This is a genomic window from Arthrobacter sp. Rue61a (assembly GCF_000294695.2).
Lineage (GTDB): Bacteria > Actinomycetota > Actinomycetes > Actinomycetales > Micrococcaceae > Arthrobacter > Arthrobacter aurescens_A.
Genome location: NC_018531.1, coordinates 1590517 through 1616866 on the forward strand (window position 1 = coordinate 1590517; position 26350 = coordinate 1616866).

Below are 26350 nucleotides of genomic sequence, written 5' to 3' on the forward strand. Positions count from 1 at the left end.
CATGAGTCCCGTCCTTCTCTTCATTCTCGGAGTCGTCTTCGTCGCCATCGGCGTAGCTGTTTCCATTGCGCTTCACGAGGTAGGCCACCTGGTCCCTGCCAAACTGTTCAAAGTGCGCGTCACCAAGTACATGATCGGCTTTGGACCCACCCTGTGGTCCAAGAAGAAGGGCGAAACCGAGTACGGCTTCAAAGCGCTTCCCTTGGGCGGCTACGTCTCCATGATCGGCATGTACCCGCCGAACAAGGAAGACGGCGCCGTCCGCCCCTCCAGCACAGGCATGTTCCAGACCCTGGCCACTGAAGCACGCTCCATGGCACACGAGGAAGTGGGGCCAGGAGACGAGAACCGCGTCTTCTATAAGCTTCCCGTCTGGAAAAAGATCATCGTCATGCTTGGCGGTCCCGCCATGAACATGCTGATCGGGTTGATACTGCTGGCTGTCCTGCTCATGGGCTTCGGCATGGCCACAGCAACCACCACCATCGCTGACGTTTCCAAATGCCAGGTCGCGGCAGGGGAGACAGTGGACCCCGACTCGGCCGACTGCAAACTGACTCCGGCCGCGGCCGCGGGGCTCCAACCGAACGACACCATTACGTCCTTCGACGGAAAAGCCGTCACCAGCTGGGACGAGCTCACCAGCTGGATCCGTGCGTCCGCCGGAAGAGACGTGCCCATCACGGTGGAACGCAACGGATCGACCGTAGAAACCACTGTGACGCCCGTACTCTCGTCGCGGCCAGTAGTCGGCGCCGACGGCAGGCCCGAACAGGATGCCGACGGAGTGCTGAAATACCAGGAAGTCGGATTCCTTGGGATCGGGGCCCAAAGCGAACTGGTGCCCCAGCCGGCGTCGGCAGTTTTGCCCATGGCCGGAGAGAACATCAAGCAGATTTCCGGTGTGATCTTCAACCTGCCGGCCAGGGTGGTCGGGGTGGCGAAAGCCGCCTTCAGCGAAGAACCCCGCGATCCCAACGGACCCATCAGCGTGGTGGGTGTTGGCCGGGTTGCCGGCGAAGTCGCGGCCATGGAACAGGTGCCCATGCAAGCCCGCATCGGTACCCTGATCGGGTTGCTCGCCGGACTCAACTTCGCCCTGGCCATCTTCAATCTCATCCCACTTCTGCCCCTTGACGGCGGCCATGTAGCCGGGGCGCTCTACGAAGGGGCACGACGCCGGGTGGCCAAGCTCCTGGGTAAACCGGACCCGGGCGCCTTCGACATCGCCAAGCTGCTGCCGGCCACGTACGTGGTCGCGGCGCTGCTCATGGCCATGGGCGCACTCCTGATCTATGCGGACATCGTGAAACCCGTCAACATTTTCGGCTGAGCTGCGAGCATTCTTGGCTGGGCTGTGAACATTTTTGCCTGAGCAGGCGGGATAGGCTAGCTCCATGACTGTTTTCGCTGTTGAGTATGTATACGTCGCCGATTCCGGTGCCCTCCGCGATGAAGCCCGCCCCGCACACCGTGCCTGGCTCGGCGATCTGGCCGATGAAGGCAAACTGCTTGCCAGTGGCCCCTACGGTGACGGCGCCGGCGCCCTGCTGATCTTCAAGTCCGCTGACGAAGCCGAACTCAATGACCTCCTCAAGCAGGATCCGTTTGCAGAAGCCGGAGTAATCGCCGGCATCCGCACCACGGAATGGGCGCCCATTATCGGTGTCCTGGCTGCCCACGCGTCCTAGCCCGGACGTTCCCCACCACAACGATCCACCCCAACCCAAGGAGTCCACGTGACCTCGGTCAGCCTGGGAATGCCAGCAGCCCCACCCCCCGTCCTTGCCCCGCGCCGTAAGACGCGGCAGATCAAGGTAGGGTCCGTTGGCGTCGGTTCTGACTCGCCCATCAGCGTGCAGTCCATGACCACCACCCCCACCACGGATATCAACGCCACGCTTCAGCAGATCGCTGAACTGACGGCGTCCGGCTGCGACATCGTGCGTGTTGCCTGCCCTTCCGCCGACGATGCCGAGGCATTGCCGATCATTGCCCGTAAGTCCCAGATTCCCGTCATCGCAGACATCCACTTTCAGCCAAAGTACGTCTTTGCGGCAATCGAGGCCGGCTGCGCTGCCGTCCGCGTAAACCCGGGCAACATCCGTAAGTTCGATGACCAGGTCAAAGAAATCGCTGCAGCGGCCCGCGACCATGGAACGTCCATCCGGATCGGCGTCAACGCAGGTTCCCTTGAACCGGGCATCATGAAGAAATACGGCAAGGCCACCCCGGAGGCACTGGTTGAGTCCGCCGTCTGGGAAGCCTCGCTGTTCGAAGAGCATGGGTTCCACGACTTCAAGATCTCCGTCAAGCACAACGATCCCGTGATCATGGTGGCCGCGTACGAGATGCTGGCCGAGAAGGGCGACTGGCCCCTGCACCTCGGCGTGACCGAGGCCGGACCAGCGTTCCAAGGCACCATCAAGTCGGCCACGGCTTTCGGTGCACTCCTGTCCCGCGGCATTGGCGACACCATCCGTGTTTCCCTCTCGGCCCCGCCGGTGGAGGAAATCAAGGTTGGCAACCAGATCCTGCAGTCCCTGAACCTGCGCCCTCGCAAGCTCGAAATCGTCTCCTGCCCGTCCTGTGGCCGCGCCCAAGTGGACGTGTACACGCTGGCCGAGCAGGTCACCGCAGGTTTGGAAGGCATGGAGATTCCGTTGCGCGTTGCCGTCATGGGTTGCGTCGTCAACGGACCCGGCGAGGCCCGCGAAGCGGACCTTGGTGTGGCCTCCGGAAACGGCAAGGGCCAGATTTTCGTGAAGGGCGAAGTCATCAAGACTGTGCCTGAGAGCGAAATTGTTGAGACACTGATCGAAGAGGCCATGCGCATCGCCGAAGAGATGGGGGAGGCCGATGGCGAAGATGCTGTCAAGGGTAGCCCCGTGGTTAGCGTCTCGTAACGAGAACGGCTTGGGTGTCAGGGTGCTCGGCGATGCCGACACCCTGACTCTTCGTGCCCTGGCCAGCGAAGACGTGGTTGCCAACGTCTTCATCCTCGCCCACCTGGAAAGCACCGGGACAGCGGCGCCTACCAGCGGGGGTGCCAGTATTTTCGGAGTTTTCGACGGCGAAACGCTCCTCGGCGCGTGCTGGGCGGGCGCCAACCTTGTCCCTGTGCAGCTCGATCCCGGCCTGGCCGGTTATGTGGCCACTGCGGCTCACGAAACAGGACGCCGCTACGCGTCCATTTTCGGGCCCGCGGAAACGGTGATGGCCCTCTATGCGCGATTCGAGCAACTGGGCCATGGTGCCCACGAAGTCCGGTCTCAACAACCGCTGCTCACCATCTCAGGGACGCCGGTCATCGGCGCCAACCCTGCCCTGACATTCGGCACCATGGCGGACTTCGATCGCATCCTGCCTGCCTGCGCCGCCATGTTCGAAGAAGAAGTGGGCTACTCGCCCTTCCTCGGAGGGCAGGAGTTCTACAGCAGACGCGTTGCCGGGCTCATCCGGGAGGGCCATTCGCTGGTCCACATCGATGCCAACGGCACAGTGGTCTTTAAAGCCGAGCTGGGGGCAGTCACCCGGGACGTCACGCAGGTCCAGGGCGTCTGGATGAACCCCGAGCTGCGTGGACGCGGCCAAAGCGGTGGCTACATGGCCGCCGTCGTGAATCTCTCACGGACCTTCGCCCCGGTGACGAGCCTCTACGTGAACGACTACAACGCCAAAGCCCGCGCCACCTATGAGCGGGTGGGCTTCGAACAAGTGGGCACCTTCGCAACCGTCCTGTTTTAGCCCTGCTTCCCGCTACTTGTAGTCTTGTCTCGGTTGGCGCACGCCACCAATCACTCGAACTTCCCTGGGGAACAAATGAATAAGAATGCGCTGCGCGGCTTTGCCGTGTCAGGACTATTGGTCATGGGCCTCACCGCGTGCGGCGGTGCCGGTACCTCCACGGACGCTGCGTCCGCTCCGGCCAGCGAAACGGCAACACCCACGCCCACACCGGCAAAGCAGCACACCTTGGAGGAACTCACGGCAGTTCTAGGCCAGATCAAGGACAAGCAGGGCGCTAAGTTGAGTGTCATGTCGAGCGCCGATATGTCCGGCACGCTGGAGCAGTCGAAGGCCATGATGTCGCAGATCGACGTCCAGCCCGCTGCCTGCAAAGACATGGCCCTGGGATCTCTCGCGCAGCCGGTCGACGGCGTCAAGGCCGCCTTTGGTGTCAGCCAGGATGTAGCTACCAGCAGTATGAGCACGATTTCCTTGGGGACTGGACTGGGGGAGCGGATCCGGGACAGGGCCCAGGAAAGCATCGATCAACTGTCGGCATGCGGCACGATGACCATGGGCGGTCCTACCGGGGTCAGCACGATCACGGTGACGGATCTGGCCGATAAGAAGCCCGCCAACGCTTTGATGGCGTATCGCATGGACACCAAGCTGCCGAGCGGTGAGACGGGGTCCGCCCTCATGTCACAGGCAATTAAACAAGACGTCCTGATCTCGGTCACCGTCGCGGGCGGTGCTTCCGAGGCGGATGCCTTGGCTAACACCACCGTTCTCCTGGACCAGGCGATAGAGCTCATCAAGTAGCCTATCCGGCCGTCAGTTGTGGCTCTTCCCAGGGTGGGGTGAGCCACAACTGCCACCTGTTAATGCCACCTGTTAAGGGGAGTCCAGACTCCCCGTGAGGTAGCGCTGGATGTTCGGCGCTACGAAGCGGACCACGTCTTCCTGATTCGCTGAGGCCAGGGGTTCGAGCCGGATCACGTAGCGGACCAGCATCAGCCCCACCACTTGTGTGGCTACGAGATTGCCGCGCACGCGTACTTCCTCGGCCGTCCCGGGCAGCCCCGCCATGATTTTGGACAGGATGGTGCGGTGTACCATTTCGCGCATGAGTGCCGTCTTGGCCTTGGAGCCGATGGTTCCCCGGACAAAGCCCACCAGGCCGTGCTGAGCCGGGCTTTCCCACAGCCGCAAGACGGCTCGCACAATCGCTTCGGCCCTCACCGCAGGGTCCAGGGTTTCGACGCCGGCAAGAACCTCGGCCGGGTCAGCGGGCAATTGGACGCTGGCGGCAAAGAGCTCGTCCTTGCCCCCGAAAAAGTGGTGCACCATGGCCGGATCCACGGATGACTCCCGGGCTACCTGTCGCATACTTGTCCCCTCGAATCCTTGCTCGGCGAACAGTTTCCGTGCGGCTGCGAGGATGGCTTCCCGCGAATGGTCTCCAGCGCTTCGGCGGCCCCTACGCCCCTGCGGGTGGCTCATCGGGTTTGTCGTCGAAGGGTCAATGACGCGAGGACCAGGACTCCCACGACGATCCCGCCCATGATCAGGGCGTCTTGCCACATCGCGGCAGAGGCGTCGGCATTTCCGGCAATCTCCTTCAGTGCATCCACGGAGAAAGTCAGGGGCAATACGCTGGAGATTGCTTCCAGGACCTCATTCATATCGTCCCGTGCCACGAACAAGCCGCACAAAAGAATCTGTGGCACCACTACCACGGGCATGAACTGCACGGCTTGGAACTCGGTGCGGGCAAACGCCGAACACAACAGCCCAAGCGCGACGCCCAGGACGGCATTGATGACGGCGATCATCACCACCAGGGCGGGACTTCCCTTGATGTCGAGGTCAAAGATCCAGTAGGCCACAGCCGTCGCCACCAAGGACTGCAAGGCGGCCATGATGGAAAACGCCAGAGCATAGCCGAACAGCAGGTCTGCTTTGTGAATCGGTGTGGTCAGGAGGCGCTCCAGGGTGCCGGAGGTGCGCTCCCGGAGCATGGTGATGGACGTGACCAGGAACATCACCACAAAGGGAAAAATGGCCAGCATCATCAAGCCGACGCGGTCAAAGGTCCGGGGGAACCCCGGCGGGAGTGTTTCGTTCTCGAACAGGAAATAGACGGCCGTCAGCAGCAGCGCGGGGACCACAAGGATCAGCGCGACGCTCCGGTGATCGTGCCGCAGTTGTCCCAGGACACGGGCGGTAGTGGCAAGCGTCATTCGGAGGTTCATGACGTCACCTGGCTTTCTTCCTGCCCCCGTTTAGCGCCATCGATGCTGGGTTCAACGGTTTTGATGATGGTCAGGAAGGCCCGTTCCAGGTCTTCGCTCCGGCCGCGTTGGGCCAGTTCCGTCGGAGTCAGCTGCGCCAGCAGGAGCCCGTCGCGAAGCAGGAGCAGCGATGAACAATGGGATGCTTCCTCCATGACGTGGCTGGATACCAGCAGGGTTGTTCCGGTGGCAGCCATGGCGGCGAAACGCTCCCACAATTCGGCTCGGAGTACGGGATCCAGCCCCACTGTGGGTTCGTCCAGGACCAGGAGCTGCGGATGCGCCACCAGCGCGCACGCAAGGGACACACGGCTGAACTGTCCGCCGGACAGGTCTGCGGCTTTCTGCCTCGCTAGAGATTCAAGCCCGACGGCGGCAATCGCCTCGGCGACGTCGGCCGCCGTCGCGCCGTGCATTGCGCCGAAGTAGCGAACGTTCGCTTCGACGCTGAGGTCCGCGTAGACGCTGGCACCTTGGGTGACGTATCCGACGTCGTGCCTCAGTGGCGCGCTGCCCGCCGGCCGACCGAGGACGGTGACAGTGCCCCGGGTGATGCGCTGGACACCGACGATTGCCCGCATGAGCGTGGTCTTGCCGCTGCCGGAGGGGCCCAGGAGTCCTGTGATCCGGCCGGCATCAACCGTGAAGTTCGAGCCTCGGAGGATTTTCGTGCGTGAACGGGACACATGGAGTCCCGTCGCCTCAATGGCCGCTGGAAGGGGTGACATCAGGCCTCCACTTGGCTCCCTGTAATTCACCAACTGATGAATTAAAGCTAGATCTGCCTGACATGGTGGTCAAGGGCCTTACCGCCTCGGCGGAGGTCATCCTTGAAAATGTGTCTGCGATCACATAGGTTCTTCCCAAGCCGTGTCGTTGGGGCGCGGGTGGTACAGGGGGAATCATGACCAAGACCTTGAAGGGCGCCATTGGCGGCTATACCATCCGTGATTTCGGCAATGAACAATGCTTCCCAGTCGCAGGCGATGCCGTTCCGCTGGAGGGAACGGCAATCTAGTCCCCGGACAGAGTCTGCGGCCGTCCGGCCGCTGAGCCACGCCATCGCAGGATGACCAGCCGGTTGCGGCCAGGGGCTTCCAAACGCGACGGCGTGGCTCTTCTGTTTTCAAGCTGTCCGGACGCCATGCGGGCCCGTTCAAGCGGCCGCGCAGTCAGCCGGTAGATTAGTAGACAGTTGTTTTTGCCACATCTGCCATAGAAACGGATACGTACCCGTGGTCCTTCGCCTTTCCCAGCTGTTCCTACGCACCCTGCGTGAAGATCCCGTCGACGCCGAGGTTGACAGCCACAAGCTCCTGGTCCGCGCCGGCTACATCCGCCGCGCCGCACCCGGTATTTACACATGGCTGCCGCTGGGGCTGAGCGTCCTGCGCAAGGTGGAGGACATCATCCGCCAGGAAATGTCCGCCATTGGAGCCCAGGAAGTCCACTTCCCGGCCCTGCTTCCCCGCGAACCTTATGAGGCCACCAACCGCTGGACCGAATACGGCGAAGGCCTGTTCCGTCTCCAGGACCGCAAGGGCGCGGACTACCTTCTGGCACCCACGCACGAGGAAATGTTCACGCTCTTGGTCAAGGACCTGTACTCCTCGTACAAGGACCTCCCGCTGAGCCTCTACCAGATCCAGAACAAGTACCGTGACGAAGCCCGTCCGCGGGCAGGGCTCCTCCGTGGCCGCGAATTCATCATGAAGGACTCGTACTCCTTCGACATCGATGACGCCGGCTTGGACGCAAGTTACGCCGCCCACCGTGCTGCCTACCTGAAGATCTTTGAGCGGCTCGGCCTGGAAGTTATTCCTGTAGCCGCCACCGCTGGTGCCATGGGTGGATCCAAGAGCGAGGAATTCCTGTTCCCCACCGAGATCGGCGAGGACACGTTCGTGCGCTCGGCCGGTGGCTACTACGCCAACGTCGAGGCCGTCACCACCGTGGTTCCGGACGAGATCGACTTCAGCAACGCTCCGGCCGCCGAGGTCCTGGACACACCGAACACCCCCACCATCGACACTTTGGTGGACGCCGCCAACCAGTTGGCTCCCCGCAGCGAGTCCGACGGCGGCGCCTGGACTGCCGCTGACACGCTCAAGAATGTTGTCCTCGCCGTCACGCTGCCCACGGGTGAGCGCCAGATCGTGGTGATCGGCGTTCCCGGCGACCGCGGAGTAGACCTCAAGCGCGTGGAAGCCAACATTGGCTCCCACCTGCCCATCGCCGGTGAAATCGGCCTCGAGGCTGCCAACGAAGAGGACCTCAAGAAGCTGCCCTGGCTGGTCAAGGGTTACATCGGACCCGGCCTGTCCCTCGACGAGCCTGTCCTTGGACTTGAAGGATCCTCCAAGGTTCTTTTCCTTGTGGATCCCCGCGTCGTCTCCGGCACCACCTGGGTTACCGGTGCCAACGCTGAGGGCAAGCACGTCTTCGGGCTGGTCGCTGGCCGCGACTTCGTGTGGGACGGCGTCATCGAGAGCACCGAAGTGCGTGCAGGCGACCCCGCCCCGGACGGCTCGGGACCGCTGGAAACAGCGCGTGGCATCGAGATGGGCCACATCTTCCAGCTCGGCCGCAAGTACGCTGAGGCCTTGGACCTGAAGGTCCTGGACCAGAACGGCAAGCAGCAGGTTGTCACCATGGGCTCGTACGGCGTTGGCGTGACGCGTGCCGTCGCGGCCCTGGCTGAAGCGAACAATGACGACCGCGGCCTCGTGTGGCCGCGCTCCGTAGCTCCGGCCGATGTCCACGTGGTGGCGGTGGGCCGCGGCGATGAGATCTTCGAAGCAGCAGAAAAGCTTTCCCTTGAACTCGAAGCCGCCGGCCTGGACGTCATCTTCGATGACCGTCCCAAGGTTTCACCCGGCGTGAAGTTCGGCGACGCCGAACTGGTGGGTGTGCCCACCATCCTGGCCGTCGGCCGGGGTCTTGTGGACGGTGTAGTGGAAATCAAGGATCGCCGCAGCGGTGAAGCCGAGAACATCTCGGTGGACAAGGCCGTGGACTACGTGGTCAACGCCGTACGAACCCGGTGATTTCCGGGTTCGAGTCGATCCAGCTCACCACACTCATCCTGATTGTGGTGGCTGGATTCGCAGCCGGCTGGGTGGATGCCGTAGTGGGGGGCGGGGGACTGATCCAGCTCCCCGCCCTGCTGCTGGTTCCGGGCATCACGCCTGTACAGGCCCTGGCTACCAACAAGATGGGGTCCATTTTCGGGACCACCACCAGCGCTGTCACGTACTACCGCCGCGTGGGACCCGATCTCAAGACGGCTGTTCCCATGGCGGTTATCGCGTTGGCCGGGAGTTTTGGCGGGGCCATCCTGGCTGCCTCCCTGCCGGCCAGCGTTTTCAAGCCCATCATCGTGCTGGCGCTCATCGCTGTGGCCATCTTCACAGCCCTTCGTCCCGGCGCCGGTGAACTGACCGCTCTCCGCCATGACGGCAATAAGCACTACGTGGTGGCGTGCCTGATCGGTGCCGTGATCGGCTTTTACGACGGCTTGATCGGCCCGGGTACGGGCTCGTTCCTGGTCATTGCCCTTGTTTCGGCCATGGGTTATGCCTTCCTGGAAGCCAGCGCCAAAGCGAAGATCGTCAACATGGCCACGAATGCCGGCGCGTTGATTTTCTTCCTCCCTCACGGTTCCCTGCTGTGGGGCGTAGGCCTCATCCTTGGCTTGGCCAATATGGCAGGAGGCTACCTCGGTGCCAGGACCGCTGTGGCCAGGGGAAGCAAGTTTGTGCGCCTTGTCTTCCTGATGGTGGTTGCGGCGTTGATCATCAAACTGGGCATGGATGTCTGGAACGAGAACTTCGCAGCGTAGGGCTGCCGCAGTTGGTTTTAGATAAAGCTGCCGCTGGCATTGGCCATGGTCCTCAAACCACGGACGACGGCGTGGGGCACCACCGCGCTCGACGCCGGGTTGCCGGGGGAAGCCTTGTTCGTCACCCGGATGTCGAACCTGCCGAGGCTTGTTTCCGCCACCACTTCAAAGCCACCGTCAGGACCATGAGCTACTGAACCGCTTCGCCGGGCTCGGGGAGTTCGTGCGCCCGCGGCAGGGCATCGAGGGTGCTGCCGGCCAACGTGCTGGCTACCCACAGGGAACGGGCAAGGTCGCCACCGTGTCCGGGTTTTGCGGCGTACCACAAAGCGTTCTGCACCTCACGGGCGACGCTCCATTGCCGCGCGACCTCAGGATCCAGTCCTGCGGCGAGGCTGAAGTCATGGCACCGCTCGCGCAAGGCCGCTTCCGGGTCCGTCCGCGAGAGGTCGTGGATGCGGTTCCACAGGATGGGTGCTACGGCGAACTCGGCCTCGCCAATCTGTGGTTGCGGATCAATGGCCAGGTAGTCCCCGCGGAGGGACAGCCGTCCGGCGGCGGTGGTAGCGAGAATGTTCATGAAGTGGAGGTCCGTGTGCACCAGGACATCGGTGCCGGAACGGCGTCCCACCACTCCACGCGTCTGGCAGACCTCCAAAGCTGCCTCCAGAAGCCACCTCGGGAAGGGCCGGTCCAAACGTTCCCATTCTGCAGGGAGTTCATCGCTCCACCGTTCGGCGGTGGCAGCAATATGGTCGAAAGCCCGCCACTCCGGGCGGTCGTCGGGCTGGATTGAGAGTTCGCGCATGATGGCGCCCCACACGTCCCTGGCCTCGTCCAGCGGAGCGTCCTGCAGCCACCGGGAAGCATCCAGGCGTTCGAGCACCATGGAGCACCTTGCGTCGTCTGAGGCGAGAAGACGGACCGCGCCCCGGCCGTCCCAAAGGGCCAGGGCGTGGCCCTCCACCAGCGCTTCGTCGTGGGGAAAAGCGATCTTCAGGGCCGCGGGAACGCCGTTCTGAAGAACAGGCACCACCAAGGCTCCATGGCCATTCCAAGGCTCGGCGCCTGGCGCAAGGTCCACCGTGAGCTGCCAGCGGTCCAGTGCCTCAGAGATGAGCCTCGGGAGGCTGGCCAGCCAGTCCCTGCCCGCGGAGTCGCGGTTGTACCGGGCGTGGAGGTCGCCCGGAATGGGAATCATCGCGTGAAGGGTCACGCCAACAGCCTAACTCCGCGTCACCGCGTGCCCCTTAGAAAACGCCGCTTGCGCCCAATAGGGTTCCGATCGAGAAGGTTGCGGCCAGCGCCAGTGCCCCGCCCAAGACCACCCGGGCTGCCGCGCGGAAGCGGGAGGCGCCGCCGATCCATGCGCCTACCGCACCGGTGATCGCCAGGGCCAGCAGGACTGCGACGAACGTCAGCGGCACCCGCAGCTCCGGCGGAGGCAGCAGGATGGCCAGCATGGGCAGCGCCGCCCCCAAGGTGAAGGCGACAGCGGAAGCCAAGGCTGCGTTCCAAGGGCTGACGATGTCGTCTTCATGGATATTCAGCTCGGCCGAGAGGTGGGCGGCCAAGGCATCGTGTTCGGTCAGCTCCTGTGCAACGGTCCGGGCGGTCTCGGCGCTGAGCCCTTTCGACTCGTAGATCGCGGCCAACTCGTTGAGTTCATCTTCCGGTTGCTCCGCCAGCTCACGTTTTTCTTTTTCGATCAGCGCTTTTTGGGTGTCGCTTTGGCTGCTGACGGACACGTACTCACCCAAAGCCATGGAGATAGCGCCACCCACCAGGCCAGCGGTTCCTGCAGCGAGGATACTGCCCGTGCTCGTGGTAGCGCCCGCCACGCCCACCACGATCGCCGCGACGGACACGATGCCGTCGTTGGCACCCAGGACTCCGGCCCGCAACCAGTTCAACCGGTGGGCAAGATCGTCGCGGTGGGGTTCGTTCTCATGCATGGTGGCAGTTTCTGTGGAAGCCATGCATCAAGCCAAGCACTGGCAGGCGGCCCTGACCAGCATGGCTAGGCTCGCCTATCCGCCGGTGGAAGCGGGTGCGGTGGTGGGCGTCGGCAGCGAAGGCAACTCGCCGGCGTCGAGCATGAGTCCCGGCAACGCAGGTAGGGGCGCGCCCCAGGCTGCGCTCCTGCGGGCAGCAGTCAGAAGACCGTCAACTGCCCAGCTCCGAGTCTCATCCGTGGACAAAGCAACCAGGTCACCGAATCGAGGCAGGGATGCAAGTTCCACGGAGCCCAGGAAAGCGGCCGGGTCCTTGGCGAACTGTTCCGGCAGCCGGTAACCGGCCTCGCTGGCGGGCGAGTCCGCGCAGTTGGCGCTGGTCAGTGATTCTGCCTGCTGGAGCAATGCCTCGTGCACTGGCAAGTACTTGGCAGCAGCCGCCGAGTTCGGCTCGTCCAGGCGCTTCAGGGCCACCTGGTACACGTAGATCGCTTCTTGTTGCGAGCGAACCACCGCTGCCAGGGCGGTGTCGGTGGTGGCGGACGTCGACTCCGGGGTGGGGCTGACCGACGGGCAGGAGGCGGCCAAAGGCGTTGCCGCCAGAGCCTTGGCGTCCGCCGCCGCTGTCTGCTGTGGCTGTGGCAGCTGCCACTCCGCGGCCAACCGTTCGGCCTCAAGCAGCTGAGCGGATCCGACGGCGGCAAGCATGCGGGCGATCCCGCCGTCGGCCTTTCGGGCATCGTCCAGTCGCTCCTGCCCACTGCCGGCCAAGCCGGTCAGGAAGGAGGCGCGGCTGGTTTCCGTCGCTGCTGCCCCGGTCTTGGCAGCCGTGGCCCCGCCGGACGATCTTGGGCTGGGCGTTGCATCATTCGGGCCAAGCAACGCCTGTGCATGGGTTGTCAGCAAAGTCACAGCGTTACCGAGTGTCGATTTTTCGGCATCAGGAGCGGCAGCCTCTGCCTGCATGGCGGCTGATTCGCGCAGCTGCAGCGTGTCTTCCAACGCCGAGGCGCGGGCTGTTTCGGAGAACGGGACTATCGGGGGAGTGCCGGAATCCCGCGGAATAAGCACCATTCCGGTGCCCGCAACAAGCAGTGCCACCACGGCAACCAGCAAAACCCGGCCCCAGGGTGGTGTTCGTCGTTTTTCGCTTGTCCGCCCGTTCACAACAGACCATGGTGTCACGTGGAGGGGGAAGTCCGTGCACCATGTTCCCGGGAAAATCGTTAGGCTAGTAGTCACAACAACATCTATCGGGAGGCGGCGGGCAACGTGAGTGACTCGGAAGCCACGACTTCAACAGACCGTTCTGAATCGAACTCAACGGCCACCATCCACAACCCGGAAGAGAGCAGGCTTAAGGCACTGCTTGAACCGGCTGTCCTTGCCAGCAGGCTCTACCTCGAGGATGTTTCCATCCACGTTGCCGGTTCTCACCGCACGGTCCACGTCGTCGTGGACCTTCCGCAGGAAGAGACCGGGGGCGTCAGCCTTGACGCTATCGCGGACGTCTCACGTGGGCTGTCCGATATTCTGGACAACGATCCCCATGACGACGGCCGTCCGTACGACCTTGAGGTTTCTTCCCCGGGAGTAAGCCGCCCACTGACCGAACCGCGTCACTGGCACCGCGCCCGCGGCCGCATGGTCAGGGTCAACGTCATTCAAGGGGATAACCTCCTGGGCCGTATTGCCTCGGTGGGGGATGATGCCGTGACGCTCATCCCCGAGCACGAGGTCAAGAAGGGCATGAAGCCCAAGCAGGGCGAACCCATCACTATTCCTTTCGACAGGATCCGCCAAGGAAAAGTCGAGATTGAATTCAGCCACCTCCACGAGGCTGCGCTGGAAGACGAGCACAACGGACCTTCCGAGGAGGCCTAATGGATATTGACATGAGCGCACTGAGACTCCTGGAGCGTGAGCGTGAAATCCCGCTGGATCTCCTGATTCCCACCATCGAGCAAGCGCTGCTGGTGGCGTATCACAAGACGCCCGGGGCCTTCGAGAAGGCCCGCGCGGAACTGGATCGCAAGAGCGGCCACGTGACCATCTGGGCCACGGAAATCGACGACGACGGTGAGCCCATCGGCGAGTTCGAGGACACCCCGGCAGGTTTTGGCCGCATCGCTGCCAGTACGGCCCGCCAGATCATTCTGCAGCGCCTTCGCGACGTTGAAGACGACAACGTGCTGGGCGAATTCAAGGGCCGTGAGGGCGAGCTTGTGGCCGGCATGATCCAGCAGGGCAACAACCCGCACATGATTCAGGTCAACCTTGGGGCTGTGGAGGCATTGCTGCCGCCGCCCGAGCAGGTTCCGGGCGAGAAGTACCTCCACGGAAGCCGCTTGCGTGCCTTCGTGGTGGACGTACACCGCGGTGCCAAGGGCCCGTCCATCACGTTGTCCCGTTCGCACCCCGGCCTGGTCCGCAAGTTGTTCGAAATGGAAGTTCCGGAAATCGCGGACCACTCGGTAGAGATCGTGGCGCTGGCGCGCGAAGCGGGTCACCGCACCAAGATCGCCGTCAAGGCAAACACTCCCGGCGTCAATGCCAAGGGTGCCTGCATCGGTGAAATGGGTTCGCGTGTCCGGGCGGTCATGACCGAACTCAACGATGAAAAGATCGACATCGTCGATTTCAGCGATGACCCCGCGACCTTCATCGCCAACTCGCTGTCGCCGTCGCGAGTGAATTCCGTCACTATCACCGACGAATCCACCCGCTCGGCCCGCGTGGTTGTGCCTGACTACCAGCTTTCGTTGGCCATCGGCAAAGAAGGCCAGAATGCGCGGCTCGCAGCCAAGCTGACCGGCTGGCGCATTGATATCGTCTCGGACGCCGCCCCCGCCAAGACTGACTAGCGCTTCAGCCGGCGGCCTGTGCCGCCGGTTCCGCGCCGCACTGGCGCGTACCTGGTTTCGGGAGACCGGGGCCGGGGGGCTAGACTAGATGGAACCGGGCTTACGTCCGGTATCCGCGCGCTTTGGCGTGCCTCAGCTGCATCCGCAGGACCGGGGCCCGTCGGGTGCCAGTAGCGTAAGGCAGGTTGGACACGTCGTGGCTGAACTGCTTGAACACGGCCATGGGCCTGTTCGCACCTGCATCGGATGCCGGAAGCAAGGCTCCCGGTCCGAGCTTGTCCGGTTGGTCGCCCAAGGCAGCGGTTCGTCCGCTGTCCTGGTGGATGAACGACGCCGGATGGCCGGCAGGGGTGCGTGGCTGCACCCCAGCGAAAAGTGCTTGGCATTGGCGATCAAGCGGCGAGCTTTTGGAAGGGCCCTTGCGGGTGCTTCCGATACAGGCGCCGTGGAACGATACTTGATGCCCGGCACGCCACTTGTGGAGGCCCAGGCCGCCGCAGGAAAACCGTCCAAACCTGAAAGCGGGTCAGAAAACTGATGGAAACCCGATGAGTTCCCAGCGATGAGTGCGTAACGATGACAACTTTGTTGCGCTCTGCAATGGGCCTTTCAATCGCGCAAGCGGCGAAGGCCCGCAGTAAGAAGTAGACGGTTCGTGCCTGGCTCGGTGCGGACCGAGACAGGAGAAATGTGGCCAAGGTCCGCGTACATGAGCTCGCCAAAGAGCTCGGTATTACTTCCAAAGATGCAGTAACCAAACTGCAGGAATTGGGCGAATTCGTTCGCTCCGCCTCTTCAACCATTGAGGCCCCCGTCGTGAAGAAGCTTCGCGACGCCTACCCGGGTGCCGGCGCTGCCAAGGCTGCCGCTCCCGCTGCAGCCCCCAAAGCTCCCGCAGCATCCCGTCCGGCTGCTCCGGCACCGGGACCTGCAGCGCCGAAGGCCCCGGCCCCGGCACCTGCAGCCCCCGCTCCGGCAGCTCCGGCCGCCGCTGCTCCGGCCGCCGCTGCTCCGGCAGCACCCGCCCCGGCAGCCCCCGCGGCTCCTGCCGCGTCCACCCCGGTTTCGGCCAAGCCCGGCGCCCGTCCTGCTCCCAAGGCAGAGACCCCGGCTCCGGCACGTCAAGGTGGTCAGGCTCCCCGTCCCGGCGGTCCGCGTCCGGGCAACAACCCGTTTGCCACGTCCCAGGGCATGCCCCGTGGACGTGGTGGCGACGGAGACCGTCCGCCGCGTCCGGGTAACAACCCGTTTGCACCGTCCCAGGGCATGCCCCGAGGCGAACGCCGCAACGACGGCGAACGCCCCGGCGGTCCCCGCCCTGCAGCTGGCGCAGGCGGCCCCCGTCCCGCAGCCGGTACCGGTGGTCCCCGTCCGGGCGCACCGCGTCCCGGTGCACCCCGTCCGGGCGCACCGCGTCCCGCCGGTGGTCCCGGTGCCGGAAACCGTCCTACTCCGGGCATGATGCCCAACCGCACTGAGCGTCCGGCTCCCGGTGGCGCAGGCCGTCCGGGTGGCGCAGGCCGTCCCGGTGGCGGACCCGGTCGTCCCGGTGGCGCACCTGGTGCAGGTACCGGTGGCGGAGCTCCCGCCGGCGGTGGCTTCGGTAAGGGTGGCCGCGGTCGCGGTGGCACCCAGGGTGCCTTCGGCAAGGGCGGCGCCGGTCGTGGCAAGCAGCGCAAGTCGAAGCGTGCAAAGCGCCAGGAACTGGAGCAGATGAGTGCTCCGTCGCTGGGCGGCGTATCGGTACCCCGCGGTGACGGTGAGACCATCATCCGCCTGCGTCGTGGCTCGTCCATCACGGACTTTGCCGAGAAGATCGATGCGAACCCCGCATCGCTGGTGACCGTACTGTTCCACCTCGGTGAAATGGCTACGGCAACGCAGTCCCTCGACGAAGACACCTTCGGCCTGCTTGGCGCCGAACTCGGCTACAAGCTCCAGGTTGTTTCGCCGGAGGATGAAGAGCGCGAGCTCCTCGACCAGTTCGACATCAACATCCAGGACGAACTTGACGCCGAAGGCGACGACGTTCTCGAGGCCCGAGCACCGGTTGTCACGGTCATGGGTCACGTTGACCACGGTAAGACCCGTCTGCTGGACGCGATCCGCAACTCGAACGTTGTGGCCGGCGAGCATGGTGGTATCACCCAACACATCGGTGCCTACCAGATCAGCCACGTCCACGAGGGCACGGCCCGCGACATCACCTTCATTGACACCCCCGGTCACGAGGCCTTCACGGCCATGCGTGCACGTGGTGCCAAGGTCACAGATATCGCGATCCTGGTTGTTGCAGCCGACGACGGCGTTATGCCGCAGACGGTGGAAGCACTCAACCACGCCCAGGCAGCCAATGTGCCGATCGTCGTCGCAGTGAACAAGATCGACAAGGAAGGCGCCAACCCTGACAAGGTCAAGGGACAGCTGACCGAGTACGGACTGGTTCCCGAAGAGTACGGTGGCGACACCATGTTCGTTGAGGTCTCTGCACGCCAGAACCTCAACATCGACGAACTGATCGACGCCGTTCTGCTGACGGCCGATGCCGCACTGGATCTGCGCGCCAACCCGGACAAGGACGCTCGAGGCATTGCCATCGAAGCGAACCTGGACAAGGGCCGCGGTGCTGTTGCTACCGTCCTGGTCCAGTCCGGAACCTTGGCAGTGGGCGACACGATCGTGGCCGGTACGGCTCACGGCCGCGTCCGCGCCATGTTCGACGAAAACGGCGAGGCACTCGATGTCGCACTGCCGTCCCGCCCGGTTCAGGTCCTCGGCCTGTCCAACGTGCCGCGTGCAGGTGACACCTTCCTGGTGACACCTGACGAGCGTACGGCCCGCCAGATCGCTGAGAAGCGTGAAGCTGCCGACCGCAACGCTGCACTTGCCAAGCGTCGCAAGCGCATCAGCCTGGAAGACTTCGACCAGGCCGTTGCCGAAGGCAAGATCGACACCCTCAACCTCATCCTCAAGGGTGACGTGTCCGGTGCCGTGGAAGCCCTCGAAGACGCGCTGCTCAAGATCGACGTCGGAGACGACGACGTTCAGCTTCGTGTCATCCACCGCGGTGTGGGTGCCATCACGCAGAACGACGTCAACCTCGCCACGGTGGACAACGCCATCATCATCGGCTTCAACGTCAAGCCGGCCGAGCGTGTTGCCGAACTGGCCGACCGTGAAGGCGTGGACATGCGCTTCTACTCGGTCATCTACGCAGCAATCGATGACATCGAGATGGCTCTCAAGGGCATGCTCAAGCCGGAATACGAAGAAGTCCAGCTCGGTACCGCCGAGGTTCGCGAAGTCTTCCGTTCTTCCAAGTTCGGAAACATCGCCGGCTCGATCGTCCGCACGGGCATCATCCGCCGTAACTCCAAGGCACGTGTCAGCCGCGACGGCAAGGTCATCGGTGACAACCTCACCGTTGAGACGCTCAAGCGCTTCAAGGATGACGCCACCGAAGTCCGCACGGACTTCGAGTGTGGTATCGGTCTTGGCTCCTTCAATGACATCAATGAAGGCGACATCATCGAGACCTTCGAAATGCGCGAAAAGCCGCGCAGCTAGGTTCCGTTTGGAACGGGTCCGTCGGGTAGCCCCGGCGGACCCGTTCCGTCCCCTTTTCTACTTTCCAGGAGGAAGTCATGGCTGATCCCGCACGCGCCGCCAAGTTGGCACAGCGGATAAAGGTGGTTGTTGCCGAAGCGCTCGGACGTCGCGTCAAGGATCCGCGCGTGGAGTCCATCACGGTCACGGACGCCCGCGTCACCAACGACCTTCAGCACGCCACCATCTACTACACCGTCTTTGGTGACGACGTAGCACAGGCCGATGCCGCCAGGGCACTGGAGAAGGCAAAGGGTGTGCTGCGGCAGGAAGTCGGCCGCAACATCACTGTTCGTCTCACTCCGACCCTCGAGTTTGTGGCTGACCAGATTCCGGTCAATGCATCCAACCTTGAAGAGCTCCTGCGTGAAGCCAAGCGCCGCGACGCAGAGGTAGCCGCTTTGGCTGCCAGCGCCAAGCACGCAGGCGAGGCAGACCCCTACAAGGGCGATTCCCCGGAGGACATCGACGAGGACGACTTCGACGAAGAGGACACCGACCTCTCCGGCGATAACGATCTGGACGAAGACGCCAACCGGTAGACCACTCTTTGAGTTTTTCTACAGCTGATGCCCTTAAGAAGCCTTCTTAGGGGCATCAGCTGTATTAAAACTCGCTATGATCTGGAGCATGTCGGCGCACAGTGCTCAGCAACGCGATGAATACCTGAACCTTGCCATCCAGCTGGCCGTGCACAACGTTTCCGACGGCGGCGGCCCTTTCGGCGCCGTTGTGGTCACCGCGGACGGAACTGTCCATGAGGGAGTCAACCGGGTTACTCGGGACCACGACCCCACAGCACATGCGGAAGTGGTGGCGATTCGTCGTGCCGCAGCCGCAAGCAAAAGGTTCGACCTCACGGGTTCCGTCCTTTATGCAAGCTGCGAGCCGTGCCCGCTGTGCCTATCCGCCACGCTCTGGGCCAGGATCGGGCACGTCTACTTCGCTGCAGACCGACACGGTGCGGCCAAGGCAGGCTTCGACGACGCTGTGTTCTACGAGTACTTTGCCGGCACCCGACCGGAGTTGCTGCCCGTGGAGCATGCCGAGCTGGCCGCTTCCAATGAACCCTTCGACGCCTGGCGGAACCACGCGCGCCGCACGGCCTACTGAAGATCCGCGAAAACTAGACCTTGGCTGGGAGGCGGCTGACGCCGTCGAGCAGGTCCTGCTGCCCGCCGCACAGGGCAATCCTGATCCAGCCCTCGCCGATCGAACCGAACGCCGTACCCGGAGCGAAGGACACGCCGGACTCTGCCAGGAACGCCCGCACCCAGGACCTGACATCCCCGCCGCTCACATGCGAGACGTCGGCCCACAGGTAGAACGCCCCCTGGGCGCCCAGGAACGGAATTCCCTTCTTCGCCAAAACAGCTGAGGCTGCATCCCGGTTACTCCGGTAGTGGTCGCGAGCCTGGGAAACATAGTCCTGGGGTCCTGTCAGCGCGGCCAAGGCGGCGTACTGCGAAGGAGACGCGACGCAGGACACGATTGACTCCATCACGTTGTTCATCTTCGGCTCCAACCCGGGCGGGCAGATCAACGCTCCAATCCGAAGGCCAGTTAGCCCGTAGGTCTTGGACAGCGTCAGGGAAGTGAAGACCCGGGCTTCTCCGGGGATGTCGCTGTCGAAGCGCGCGGGACTGACATGGGGGACATCGAAAGTGAAGGCTTCATAACATTCGTCAGAGATGATCCAAAGGTCATGGCGGACGGCAAGCTCCACCAGTTGGCGCGTGGATTCTTCGCTGAAAACGGCGCCCAAGGGATTGGACGGGGAGTTCAACATGAGGACCCGGGTGCTTGGCGTGACGAGCGCCTCGATGTCCTCAACGCGCGGCTGGAAGTCGTTCTGCGGGTATAGCGGATACGGCACCGGAACGGCGTGCAGTAGCCGGCTGGTCATGGCGAAGGTGGGGTAGCCGGGGTTGGGGATGAGAATCTCATCGCCGGGGGAGAGAAGGAGGCTCATGGCGAAGTGCAGTCCCTGTTGGGCGCCGTCCACTACGTACACGCGATCCGCGCCGATATCCACGTTTTGCTGTTCCCGGAAGCGGGCGGCAAAGGCTTCACGGAGGGCGGGGATCCCGGCGTTGGGTGTGTAGTTGGTCTCATCCCGATCCAGGCAGTCAATACCGGCGTCGAGGACGTGCCGGGGTAAGGCAAAGCCCGGCTCCCCGATGCTGAGGACGATTGCTTCGGGGGTGCACCACGCAGCTTCGGTGATCTCACGGATCTGGTTCACAGGGACGTCGCGGACATGCGCGGCAAGGTCAGGCATGGGAGCCATCCTAGCCACCCATATACTGGTAAGCGTGCTTTCTGGACTGGTAATCGTTGACAAACCGCAGGGATGGACCAGCCATGATGTGGTTGGCCGGATGCGGCGGCTGGCCGGCACCCGGAAAGTAGGCCATGCGGGCACGCTTGATCCCATGGCAACCGGCGTTCTGGTGCTCGGCATCAACAAGGCCACGCGCCTGCTGACCTACATTGTGGGCACGTCCAAGACGTACACCGCCACTATCAGGCTGGGCGAAACCACCATCACCGACGACGCCGAGGGCGCGGTCACGGAGGCCCGCACCGCAGCGGACATTACTGATGACGCCGTTGCCGTTGGTGTTGCCGCGCTCACCGGGCCCATCCAGCAGGTTCCCAGCAGCGTGAGCGCCATCAAGGTCAATGGCGAACGCTCCTACGCCCGTGTCCGCTCGGGCGAAGAGGTTAAGCTCGCGGCTCGCCCGGTCACCATCCACCGCTTCGATGTCCACTCCATCACGAGGATCGACGGCGGCAGGGTAGTTGACGTCGACGTCACCGTGGAGTGTTCTTCCGGCACGTACATCAGGGCGTTGGCCCGGGACCTCGGCAACGCTTTGGGTGTCGGTGGGCACCTCACAGCCCTACGCAGAACCCAAGTTGGCCCGTACTCCCTCGATCAAGCGCGCACGCTGGAGGAGCTGGCAGAAGAGCTCGAGGTTTTGGAGATGTCCTTGGCAGCACGCTCGCTGATGCCCAACCGGGAGTTGAGCGAGGAAGAAACCACCGAGATATCTTTTGGCCGCCGCATCGCTGCCGGACCAGGAGCAGGAACGCCGGACGCTGCCACGGCTGAAAAGCCTGCCGCCGCGTTCGCGCCGTCGGGAGAGCTCGTGGCATTGCTGGCAGACACGGGCAGCTTCGCTAAACCCGTGCTGGTCTTTGCCCCTGGAACTGGAACTGGAACTGGAACAGGGCAGGCAAAATAGGCATGGACGGATACTTCTACGCCATCCTCATCGTTGGATTGGTGTCCACGATCATGTGCGTCGTGGCCGGTTTGATGAAGAAAGCCCCGAACGACCCCACCATCTTTTCCGTACTCGCCGTTGAGCTCGTGCTCGTGGTGTATCTGGTGGGCTCGATAGTCCGGGTTGCCATGGGCGAGCAGATGGCCGGTGAAGCTTGGGAGTTCTGGGGCTACCTCATCGTTGCCCTGATGATTCCGTTGGGGGCCGTCTATTGGGCCATTCTTGAACGAACCCGCTGGAGCAATTTTGTCCTCGCGGCAGTGGGCGTAACCGTGCTGGTGATGGCCGCGCGCATGAATCAGATCTGGTACTGACCTTGAAGGAAGAACGCAACGTGACTGGAACCGACACCAACCCGGCCAACCGGCAGCCGAAGCAAAAGGACACACGGAACACAGGGCCAGGTCGCCTGCTGATCGCGGTCTACGCCGTGTTCGCGTTGTCGGCGACAGCTCGTGCCGGCTACCAGATCGCCACCAAGTTCGCCGAAGCTCCCTTGGCGCATATCCTGTCGGCGTTCGCCGCCGTCGTCTATATTGTGGCCACTGTCTCGCTTGCCAAGCCGGGCCGTACTTGGTTCAAGGTTTCCCTGGCGGCTGTGCTCACTGAACTTGTGGGTGTGCTGGTGGTAGGAGCGATCAGCCTCTTTGATCCGGTCGCTTTCCCGCACGACACCGTGTGGTCCCTGTTCGGCCGCGGTTACGGCTTTGTTCCGCTTGTCCTGCCGATCCTGGGTCTCTTGTGGCTCAACAAGCGCCGGCCGTCCTGAGTCAAACACCCTAGCGGGTAACCTTAGATTGTTCCGGCGCCGGGAGGTTGCCGGGCGCAATGAACATCTGCAGTAAAAAGGCGAGGTTGATGGTCCACATCTGGAACGATCCCACTGAAGTCCCCAAGGACTTCGGACCTACTGTCGTTACCATCGGGAACTTTGACGGCGTCCATCGTGGCCACCAGCACGTTCTGTCGCAGCTGACCGATACGGCCAAGAGGCACAACATCCCGTCGGTCGCCGTGACATTCGATCCCCACCCCGCCCAAGTGCACAGGCCGGATTCTGCTCCGGAGCTGATCATGGGGCTTCAGGACAAACTGGAGGCCCTTGGCGATACCGGGGTGGATGCCGTACTGGTGATGAAGTACACCCTTGAACTTGCTGCCATGACGCCCCTGGAGTTTGTCCGGGAGGTCCTGCTTGAGGGTCTCCACGCCGCACACCTCGTGGTGGGACACGACCTCCGCTTTGGTGCCGGCAATGCCGGCGACGTTGTCACCATGCAGGAACTGGGAGATCAGCTCGGTTTTGGGGTTCAGGTTGTCAATGAATACGGCGCGGGGGGCTTCCCGGTCCACCACGACGGCGATACCGACCGGCGCTGTTCCTCCACCTGGGTGAGGGAGGCCTTGTCCGAAGGCGACGTCGTTACTGCTGCCGCGGTGTTGGGCCGGCCCCACCGCATGCGCGGGGAAGTGGTGCACGGAGCTGCCCGCGGACGGGATCTCGGTTTCCCTACGGCTAACCTTTCCCACGATTCCACCGGTTACGTGCCAGCGGACGGCATCTATGCGGGGTGGCTGATCGACCAGACCGGCACGCGGTGGCCAGCCGCAATCTCCGTTGGTTCCAACCCCACGTTCGACGGCGTGAGCCGGCAGGTTGAGGCACACGTGATCGACCGTCCCGAAGAGAACGTGGAAGACTTCAACCTCTACGGGCAGACAGTTGCCGTGGAATTTACGCAGCGTCTGCGGGGCATGGTGGCCTATCGGGGACCGGAAGCCTTGGTGGAACAAATGTGCCTGGACGTAGCCCAGGCACACGAGCTGCTGACCCGGCACTAGGGGCATTTCGACAACACTGCTGACGTGCCGGTAAACTGATGAGTGGATCCGGCTGCAGTCCGTGGCGGCTGGACCTGTTTTTGTGTGCGGCAACGTACCAAGGACAACCCGTCAGCGAGGCGCTGCACCGGGAGGCACGGCACAACTCTAGGAGTTCACGTGGCACTTGACGCCGCTGTAAAGCAGTCCATCATCAAGGAATACGCAACCACTGAAGGCGACACCGGTTCGCCCGAGGTTCAGGTTGCAGTCCTGACTCAGCGGATCAAGGATCTGACTGAGCACATGAAGGAGCACAAGCACGACTTCCACACCCAGCGCGGTCTGCTGGCCATGGTTGGTCGTCGCAAGCGCATGCTTTCCTACCTGAAGAACACTGACATCGCCCGCTACCGTGCGCTCATCGAGCGTCTCGGCCTGCGCCGCTAGTCTGCCTTTAGGGGCGGCCCGCTCCGTTTCGGAACGGGCCGCCTTCTTCACCAACAACTAAAAACAGGAATCAACCGCATCGCGCATTCGCGGTCCTCGGTAGTGATTCCCGGGAAACCATCTGTGACGATGATGCCCGTGGATCTCGATCGATGACCGGGTGTCGTACAGGCCAGGAAAAAAGAAGAGGCCTGGGTTGATGCGGCGGACTTCCGCTAACAGAAACGGAGGTGACTCTCTATGGAGGGTCCCGAAATCCAGTTCTCAGAAGCCATTATCGACAACGGACGTTTCGGCAAGCGAGTTATTCGCTTCGAAACCGGCCGCCTTGCCAAGCAGGCAGCCGGCGCGTCGATGGTCTACATCGACGAAGACACCGCACTGCTCTCGGCAACCACCGCTGGCAAGCAGCCGCGCGAAGGTTTCGACTTCTTCCCGCTGACGGTTGATGTTGAAGAGCGTATGTACGCTGCCGGCCGTATCCCGGGTTCGTTCTTCCGCCGCGAAGGCCGTCCCTCCACGGAAGCCATCCTGGCTTGCCGCCTCATGGACCGCCCGCTGCGCCCCGCCTTCGTGAAGGGCCTGCGCAACGAGGTCCAGATCGTGGTGACCGTTCTGGCCATCAACCCGGATGAGCTCTACGACGTCGTCGCCATCAACGCGTCCTCGATGTCCACGCAGCTTTCCGGCCTCCCGTTCTCCGGCCCGATCGGTGGCGTCCGCGTCGCCCTCATCGCCGACGAACAGGGTTCGCAGTGGGTCGCTTTCCCCAAGCACTCCCAGCTTGAGAACGCCGTGTTCAACATGGTTGTTGCCGGCCGCATCGCCGGTGACGACGTCGCCATCATGATGGTGGAAGCCGAAGCCACGGACAACTCCTGGAACCTCATCAAGGAACAGGGCGCAACCGCTCCTACCGAAGAGGTTGTTTCCGAGGGCCTCGAGGCTGCAAAGCCGTTCATCAAGGCACTTTGTGAAGCACAGGCAGACCTGGCAGCCCGCGCTGCCAAGCCCACGGTTGAGTTCCCGGTCTTCCTGGACTACCAGGACGACGTCTACGCCGCTGTTGAAGCCGCTGCTGCCGACAAGCTGGCCGCTGTCTTCCAGATCGCTGACAAGCAGGACCGCGACAACGCCTCCGACGAGCTCAAGGACGAGGTCCTTGGTGCCCTTGCCGGCCAGTTTGAGGGCCGCGAGAAGGAACTGTCCGCAGCTTTCCGCTCGGTCACCAAGCACGTTGTGCGCCAGCGCATCCTCAAGGACCAGGTCCGCATCGACGGCCGTGGCCTGACGGACATCCGCCAGCTGACCGCCGAGGTAGAGGTTCTGCCCCGTGTACACGGTTCGGCAATCTTCGAGCGCGGCGAAACCCAGATCATGGGCGTCACCACGCTGAACATGCTGAAGATGGAGCAGCAGATCGACTCGTTGTCGCCGGTAACGCGCAAGCGCTACATGCACAACTACAACTTCCCGCCGTACTCCACCGGTGAAACCGGCCGCGTCGGTTCCCCGAAGCGCCGCGAAATCGGCCACGGTGCCCTTGCTGAGCGCGCCCTGGTGCCGGTTCTGCCCACCCGTGAAGAGTTCCCGTACGCCATCCGCCAGGTATCCGAGGCCCTCGGTTCCAACGGTTCGACGTCCATGGGTTCCGTCTGTGCTTCGACGCTCTCCATGCTTAACGCCGGTGTGCCGCTGAAGGCCGCTGTTGCCGGTATCGCCATGGGCCTGGTTTCCGACCAGGTTGACGGCCAGACCCGCTACGCAGCCCTGACCGACATCCTCGGCGCCGAAGACGCATTCGGTGACATGGACTTCAAGGTGGCAGGTACCTCCGAGTTCGTTACGGCCATCCAGCTGGACACCAAGCTCGACGGCATCCCCGCTTCCGTGCTGGCAGCAGCACTGAAGCAGGCCCGCGAAGCCCGCCTCCACATCCTCGAGGTCATCAACGCAGCGATCGACACCCCGGACGAGCTCTCCGAGTTCGCGCCGCGCGTTATCGCTGTCAAGATCCCCGTGGACAAGATCGGCGAGGTCATCGGCCCCAAGGGCAAGATGATCAACCAGATCCAGGAAGACACGGGCGCGGACATCTCCATCGAAGATGACGGCACTGTCTACATCGGCGCCACCAACGGTCCGTCTGCCGACGCAGCACGCTCCGCCATCAACGCCATCGCCAACCCGCAGGTACCGGAAATCGGTGAGCGTTACCTGGGTACGGTCGTCAAGACCACTACCTTCGGCGCTTTCGTTTCCCTCACCCCGGGCAAGGACGGCCTGCTGCACATCTCAGAGCTCCGCAAGCTGGCCAATGGCAAGCGCGTGGACAACGTTGATGACGTCGTCTCCGTGGGCCAGAAGGTTCAGGTCGAGATCACCAAGATCGATGACCGCGGAAAGCTTTCCCTCTCCCCGGTTGTTGCCGAGGAAGAAGGAGCAGCCTCCGAGGACGCTCCTGCCGAGGCCGCTGAAGAGTCCGCAGAGTAGTCTG

Annotated in this window: 28 protein-coding genes; 19 read left to right on the forward strand and 9 right to left on the reverse strand. The window is 63.2% G+C overall.

Annotated elements, in window-relative coordinates; genetic code table 11:
- Nucleotide 1 precedes the first annotated feature (1 nt).
- The 5 genes from ARUE_RS07300 (at nucleotide 2) to ARUE_RS07320 (ending at nucleotide 4551) form a co-directional block, all read left to right on the forward strand.
- The gene (locus ARUE_RS07300) at nucleotides 2-1333 is read left to right on the forward strand and encodes a M50 family metallopeptidase (protein WP_011774256.1); all 1332 of its coding nucleotides are present in this window, start codon (nucleotides 2-4) and stop codon (nucleotides 1331-1333) included.
- Between the two features lie 64 nt (nucleotides 1334-1397).
- On the forward strand, nucleotides 1398-1691 hold the full coding sequence (locus tag ARUE_RS07305) for a YciI family protein (RefSeq protein ID WP_011774257.1): 294 nt from the start codon (nucleotides 1398-1400) through the stop codon (nucleotides 1689-1691).
- Between the two features lie 48 nt (nucleotides 1692-1739).
- Nucleotides 1740-2906, forward strand: a complete 1167-nt coding sequence (ispG, locus tag ARUE_RS07310; RefSeq protein WP_011774258.1) for a flavodoxin-dependent (E)-4-hydroxy-3-methylbut-2-enyl-diphosphate synthase — start codon at nucleotides 1740-1742, stop codon at nucleotides 2904-2906.
- The gene (locus ARUE_RS07315; RefSeq protein WP_014921262.1) at nucleotides 2869-3747 is read left to right on the forward strand and encodes a GNAT family N-acetyltransferase; all 879 of its coding nucleotides are present in this window, start codon (nucleotides 2869-2871) and stop codon (nucleotides 3745-3747) included. Before ispG ends, ARUE_RS07315 begins: the two co-directional genes overlap by 38 nt.
- A 75-nt stretch (nucleotides 3748-3822) precedes the next feature.
- A complete protein-coding gene (locus ARUE_RS07320; protein WP_014921263.1) occupies nucleotides 3823-4551 on the forward strand; it encodes a hypothetical protein in 729 nt (242 codons plus the stop codon).
- Nucleotides 4552-4623: 72 nt separating this feature from the next.
- On the opposite strand, the gene ARUE_RS07325 is transcribed toward ARUE_RS07320, so the two are convergent.
- Genes ARUE_RS07325 through ARUE_RS07335 form a run of 3 tightly spaced genes read right to left on the reverse strand, consistent with a single transcriptional unit; the run spans nucleotide 4624 to nucleotide 6751 of the window.
- A complete protein-coding gene (locus ARUE_RS07325) occupies nucleotides 4624-5232 on the reverse strand; it encodes a TetR/AcrR family transcriptional regulator (protein WP_014921264.1) in 609 nt (202 codons plus the stop codon).
- Nucleotides 5229-5972 (reverse strand): ABC transporter permease, encoded by a 744-nt coding sequence (locus ARUE_RS07330; protein WP_014921265.1) that lies wholly within the window; start codon nucleotides 5970-5972, stop codon nucleotides 5229-5231. Before ARUE_RS07330 ends, ARUE_RS07325 begins: the two co-directional genes overlap by 4 nt.
- An 8-nt stretch (nucleotides 5973-5980) precedes the next feature.
- Nucleotides 5981-6751 (reverse strand): ABC transporter ATP-binding protein, encoded by a 771-nt coding sequence (locus ARUE_RS07335; RefSeq protein ID WP_014921266.1) that lies wholly within the window; start codon nucleotides 6749-6751, stop codon nucleotides 5981-5983.
- 507 nt (nucleotides 6752-7258) lie between these two features.
- Between ARUE_RS07335 and ARUE_RS07340 the strand changes: the two genes are divergently transcribed.
- Both ARUE_RS07340 and ARUE_RS07345 read left to right on the forward strand, forming a co-directional pair.
- Nucleotides 7259-9070: a proline--tRNA ligase gene (locus tag ARUE_RS07340; RefSeq protein WP_011774265.1), complete on the forward strand. Its 1812-nt coding sequence runs from the start codon at nucleotides 7259-7261 to the stop codon at nucleotides 9068-9070.
- Nucleotides 9067-9864: a sulfite exporter TauE/SafE family protein gene (locus tag ARUE_RS07345; RefSeq protein WP_014921267.1), complete on the forward strand. Its 798-nt coding sequence runs from the start codon at nucleotides 9067-9069 to the stop codon at nucleotides 9862-9864. The genes ARUE_RS07340 and ARUE_RS07345 overlap by 4 nt, the downstream gene beginning before the upstream one ends.
- Before the next feature lie 17 nt (nucleotides 9865-9881).
- Here ARUE_RS07345 and ARUE_RS24070 read toward each other — a convergent pair whose 3' ends face one another.
- Genes ARUE_RS24070 through ARUE_RS07360 form a run of 4 tightly spaced genes read right to left on the reverse strand, consistent with a single transcriptional unit; the run spans nucleotide 9882 to nucleotide 13061 of the window.
- The gene (locus tag ARUE_RS24070) at nucleotides 9882-10028 is read right to left on the reverse strand and encodes a hypothetical protein (protein WP_162486129.1); all 147 of its coding nucleotides are present in this window, start codon (nucleotides 10026-10028) and stop codon (nucleotides 9882-9884) included.
- Nucleotides 10029-10054: 26 nt separating this feature from the next.
- Nucleotides 10055-11080: an aminoglycoside phosphotransferase family protein gene (locus tag ARUE_RS07350; protein WP_014921268.1), complete on the reverse strand. Its 1026-nt coding sequence runs from the start codon at nucleotides 11078-11080 to the stop codon at nucleotides 10055-10057.
- Nucleotides 11081-11114: 34 nt separating this feature from the next.
- Entirely contained in the window at nucleotides 11115-11843 is a 729-nt protein-coding gene (locus ARUE_RS07355) for a VIT1/CCC1 transporter family protein (protein ID WP_014921269.1), read from the reverse strand.
- 51 nt (nucleotides 11844-11894) lie between these two features.
- Complete coding sequence (locus ARUE_RS07360; RefSeq protein WP_014921270.1) at nucleotides 11895-13061, reverse strand: ferritin-like domain-containing protein; 1167 nt, start codon at nucleotides 13059-13061, stop codon at nucleotides 11895-11897.
- 30 nt (nucleotides 13062-13091) lie between these two features.
- Between ARUE_RS07360 and rimP the strand changes: the two genes are divergently transcribed.
- Nucleotides 13092-13703, forward strand: a complete 612-nt coding sequence (gene rimP, locus ARUE_RS07365) for a ribosome maturation factor RimP (RefSeq protein ID WP_011774270.1) — start codon at nucleotides 13092-13094, stop codon at nucleotides 13701-13703.
- Entirely contained in the window at nucleotides 13703-14683 is a 981-nt protein-coding gene (nusA, locus tag ARUE_RS07370) for a transcription termination factor NusA (RefSeq protein ID WP_011774271.1), read from the forward strand. Before rimP ends, nusA begins: the two co-directional genes overlap by 1 nt.
- A 100-nt stretch (nucleotides 14684-14783) precedes the next feature.
- Here the strand turns inward: nusA and ARUE_RS24640 are convergent, their stop codons facing one another.
- On the reverse strand, nucleotides 14784-15047 hold the full coding sequence (locus ARUE_RS24640; protein ID WP_286140395.1) for a hypothetical protein: 264 nt from the start codon (nucleotides 15045-15047) through the stop codon (nucleotides 14784-14786).
- On the opposite strand from ARUE_RS24640, the gene ARUE_RS24645 reads away from it, so the two are divergent.
- The 4 genes from ARUE_RS24645 to ARUE_RS07390 all read left to right on the forward strand — a co-directional run bounded on the left by ARUE_RS24645 (nucleotide 14967) and on the right by ARUE_RS07390 (nucleotide 19402).
- Entirely contained in the window at nucleotides 14967-15221 is a 255-nt protein-coding gene (locus tag ARUE_RS24645) for a YlxR family protein (RefSeq protein ID WP_238324636.1), read from the forward strand. The genes ARUE_RS24640 and ARUE_RS24645 overlap by 81 nt on opposite strands.
- A 152-nt stretch (nucleotides 15222-15373) precedes the next feature.
- Complete coding sequence (gene infB, locus ARUE_RS07380) at nucleotides 15374-18250, forward strand: translation initiation factor IF-2 (RefSeq protein ID WP_014921271.1); 2877 nt, start codon at nucleotides 15374-15376, stop codon at nucleotides 18248-18250.
- Nucleotides 18251-18327: 77 nt separating this feature from the next.
- Nucleotides 18328-18831 (forward strand): 30S ribosome-binding factor RbfA, encoded by a 504-nt coding sequence (gene rbfA / locus ARUE_RS07385; RefSeq protein ID WP_011774274.1) that lies wholly within the window; start codon nucleotides 18328-18330, stop codon nucleotides 18829-18831.
- A gap of 88 nt (nucleotides 18832-18919) precedes the next feature.
- Complete coding sequence (locus ARUE_RS07390; protein WP_011774275.1) at nucleotides 18920-19402, forward strand: nucleoside deaminase; 483 nt, start codon at nucleotides 18920-18922, stop codon at nucleotides 19400-19402.
- 13 nt (nucleotides 19403-19415) lie between these two features.
- Here ARUE_RS07390 and ARUE_RS07395 read toward each other — a convergent pair whose 3' ends face one another.
- A complete protein-coding gene (locus tag ARUE_RS07395; protein WP_187329933.1) occupies nucleotides 19416-20570 on the reverse strand; it encodes a pyridoxal phosphate-dependent aminotransferase in 1155 nt (384 codons plus the stop codon).
- 34 nt (nucleotides 20571-20604) lie between these two features.
- On the opposite strand from ARUE_RS07395, the gene truB reads away from it, so the two are divergent.
- From truB to ARUE_RS07425, 6 genes are all read left to right on the forward strand, one after another.
- A complete protein-coding gene (gene truB, locus ARUE_RS07400; protein ID WP_043469994.1) occupies nucleotides 20605-21540 on the forward strand; it encodes a tRNA pseudouridine(55) synthase TruB in 936 nt (311 codons plus the stop codon).
- Between the two features lie 2 nt (nucleotides 21541-21542).
- Nucleotides 21543-21896, forward strand: coding sequence for a hypothetical protein (locus tag ARUE_RS07405; protein ID WP_011774278.1), 354 nt, complete (start codon nucleotides 21543-21545; stop codon nucleotides 21894-21896).
- A gap of 20 nt (nucleotides 21897-21916) precedes the next feature.
- Entirely contained in the window at nucleotides 21917-22351 is a 435-nt protein-coding gene (locus ARUE_RS07410) for a hypothetical protein (RefSeq protein WP_286140289.1), read from the forward strand.
- 89 nt (nucleotides 22352-22440) lie between these two features.
- Nucleotides 22441-23424, forward strand: coding sequence for a bifunctional riboflavin kinase/FAD synthetase (locus tag ARUE_RS07415; protein ID WP_014921276.1), 984 nt, complete (start codon nucleotides 22441-22443; stop codon nucleotides 23422-23424).
- 159 nt (nucleotides 23425-23583) lie between these two features.
- Nucleotides 23584-23853, forward strand: coding sequence for a 30S ribosomal protein S15 (gene rpsO, locus ARUE_RS07420; RefSeq protein ID WP_011774281.1), 270 nt, complete (start codon nucleotides 23584-23586; stop codon nucleotides 23851-23853).
- Between the two features lie 240 nt (nucleotides 23854-24093).
- Complete coding sequence (locus tag ARUE_RS07425; protein WP_011774282.1) at nucleotides 24094-26346, forward strand: polyribonucleotide nucleotidyltransferase; 2253 nt, start codon at nucleotides 24094-24096, stop codon at nucleotides 26344-26346.
- Nucleotides 26347-26350 lie beyond the last annotated feature (4 nt).

Coding starts and splice junctions, on each gene's coding strand:
- ARUE_RS07300 (WP_011774256.1), top strand. CDS start 2: ATGAGTCCCGTCCTTCTCTTCATTCTCGGAGTCGTCTTCGTCGCCATC.
- ARUE_RS07305 (WP_011774257.1), top strand. CDS start 1,398: ATGACTGTTTTCGCTGTTGAGTATGTATACGTCGCCGATTCCGGTGCC.
- ARUE_RS07315 (WP_014921262.1), top strand. CDS start 2,869: ATGCTGTCAAGGGTAGCCCCGTGGTTAGCGTCTCGTAACGAGAACGGC.
- ARUE_RS07320 (WP_014921263.1), top strand. CDS start 3,823: ATGAATAAGAATGCGCTGCGCGGCTTTGCCGTGTCAGGACTATTGGTC.
- ARUE_RS07325 (WP_014921264.1), bottom strand. CDS start 5,232: ATGAGCCACCCGCAGGGGCGTAGGGGCCGCCGAAGCGCTGGAGACCAT.
- ARUE_RS07330 (WP_014921265.1), bottom strand. CDS start 5,972: ATGACGCTTGCCACTACCGCCCGTGTCCTGGGACAACTGCGGCACGAT.
- ARUE_RS07335 (WP_014921266.1), bottom strand. CDS start 6,751: ATGTCACCCCTTCCAGCGGCCATTGAGGCGACGGGACTCCATGTGTCC.
- ARUE_RS07355 (WP_014921269.1), bottom strand. CDS start 11,843: ATGGCTTCCACAGAAACTGCCACCATGCATGAGAACGAACCCCACCGC.
- nusA (WP_011774271.1), top strand. CDS start 13,703: ATGGATATTGACATGAGCGCACTGAGACTCCTGGAGCGTGAGCGTGAA.
- rbfA (WP_011774274.1), top strand. CDS start 18,328: ATGGCTGATCCCGCACGCGCCGCCAAGTTGGCACAGCGGATAAAGGTG.
- ARUE_RS07390 (WP_011774275.1), top strand. CDS start 18,920: ATGTCGGCGCACAGTGCTCAGCAACGCGATGAATACCTGAACCTTGCC.
- ARUE_RS07395 (WP_187329933.1), bottom strand. CDS start 20,570: ATGCCTGACCTTGCCGCGCATGTCCGCGACGTCCCTGTGAACCAGATC.
- ARUE_RS07405 (WP_011774278.1), top strand. CDS start 21,543: ATGGACGGATACTTCTACGCCATCCTCATCGTTGGATTGGTGTCCACG.
- ARUE_RS07415 (WP_014921276.1), top strand. CDS start 22,441: ATGGTCCACATCTGGAACGATCCCACTGAAGTCCCCAAGGACTTCGGA.
- ARUE_RS07425 (WP_011774282.1), top strand. CDS start 24,094: ATGGAGGGTCCCGAAATCCAGTTCTCAGAAGCCATTATCGACAACGGA.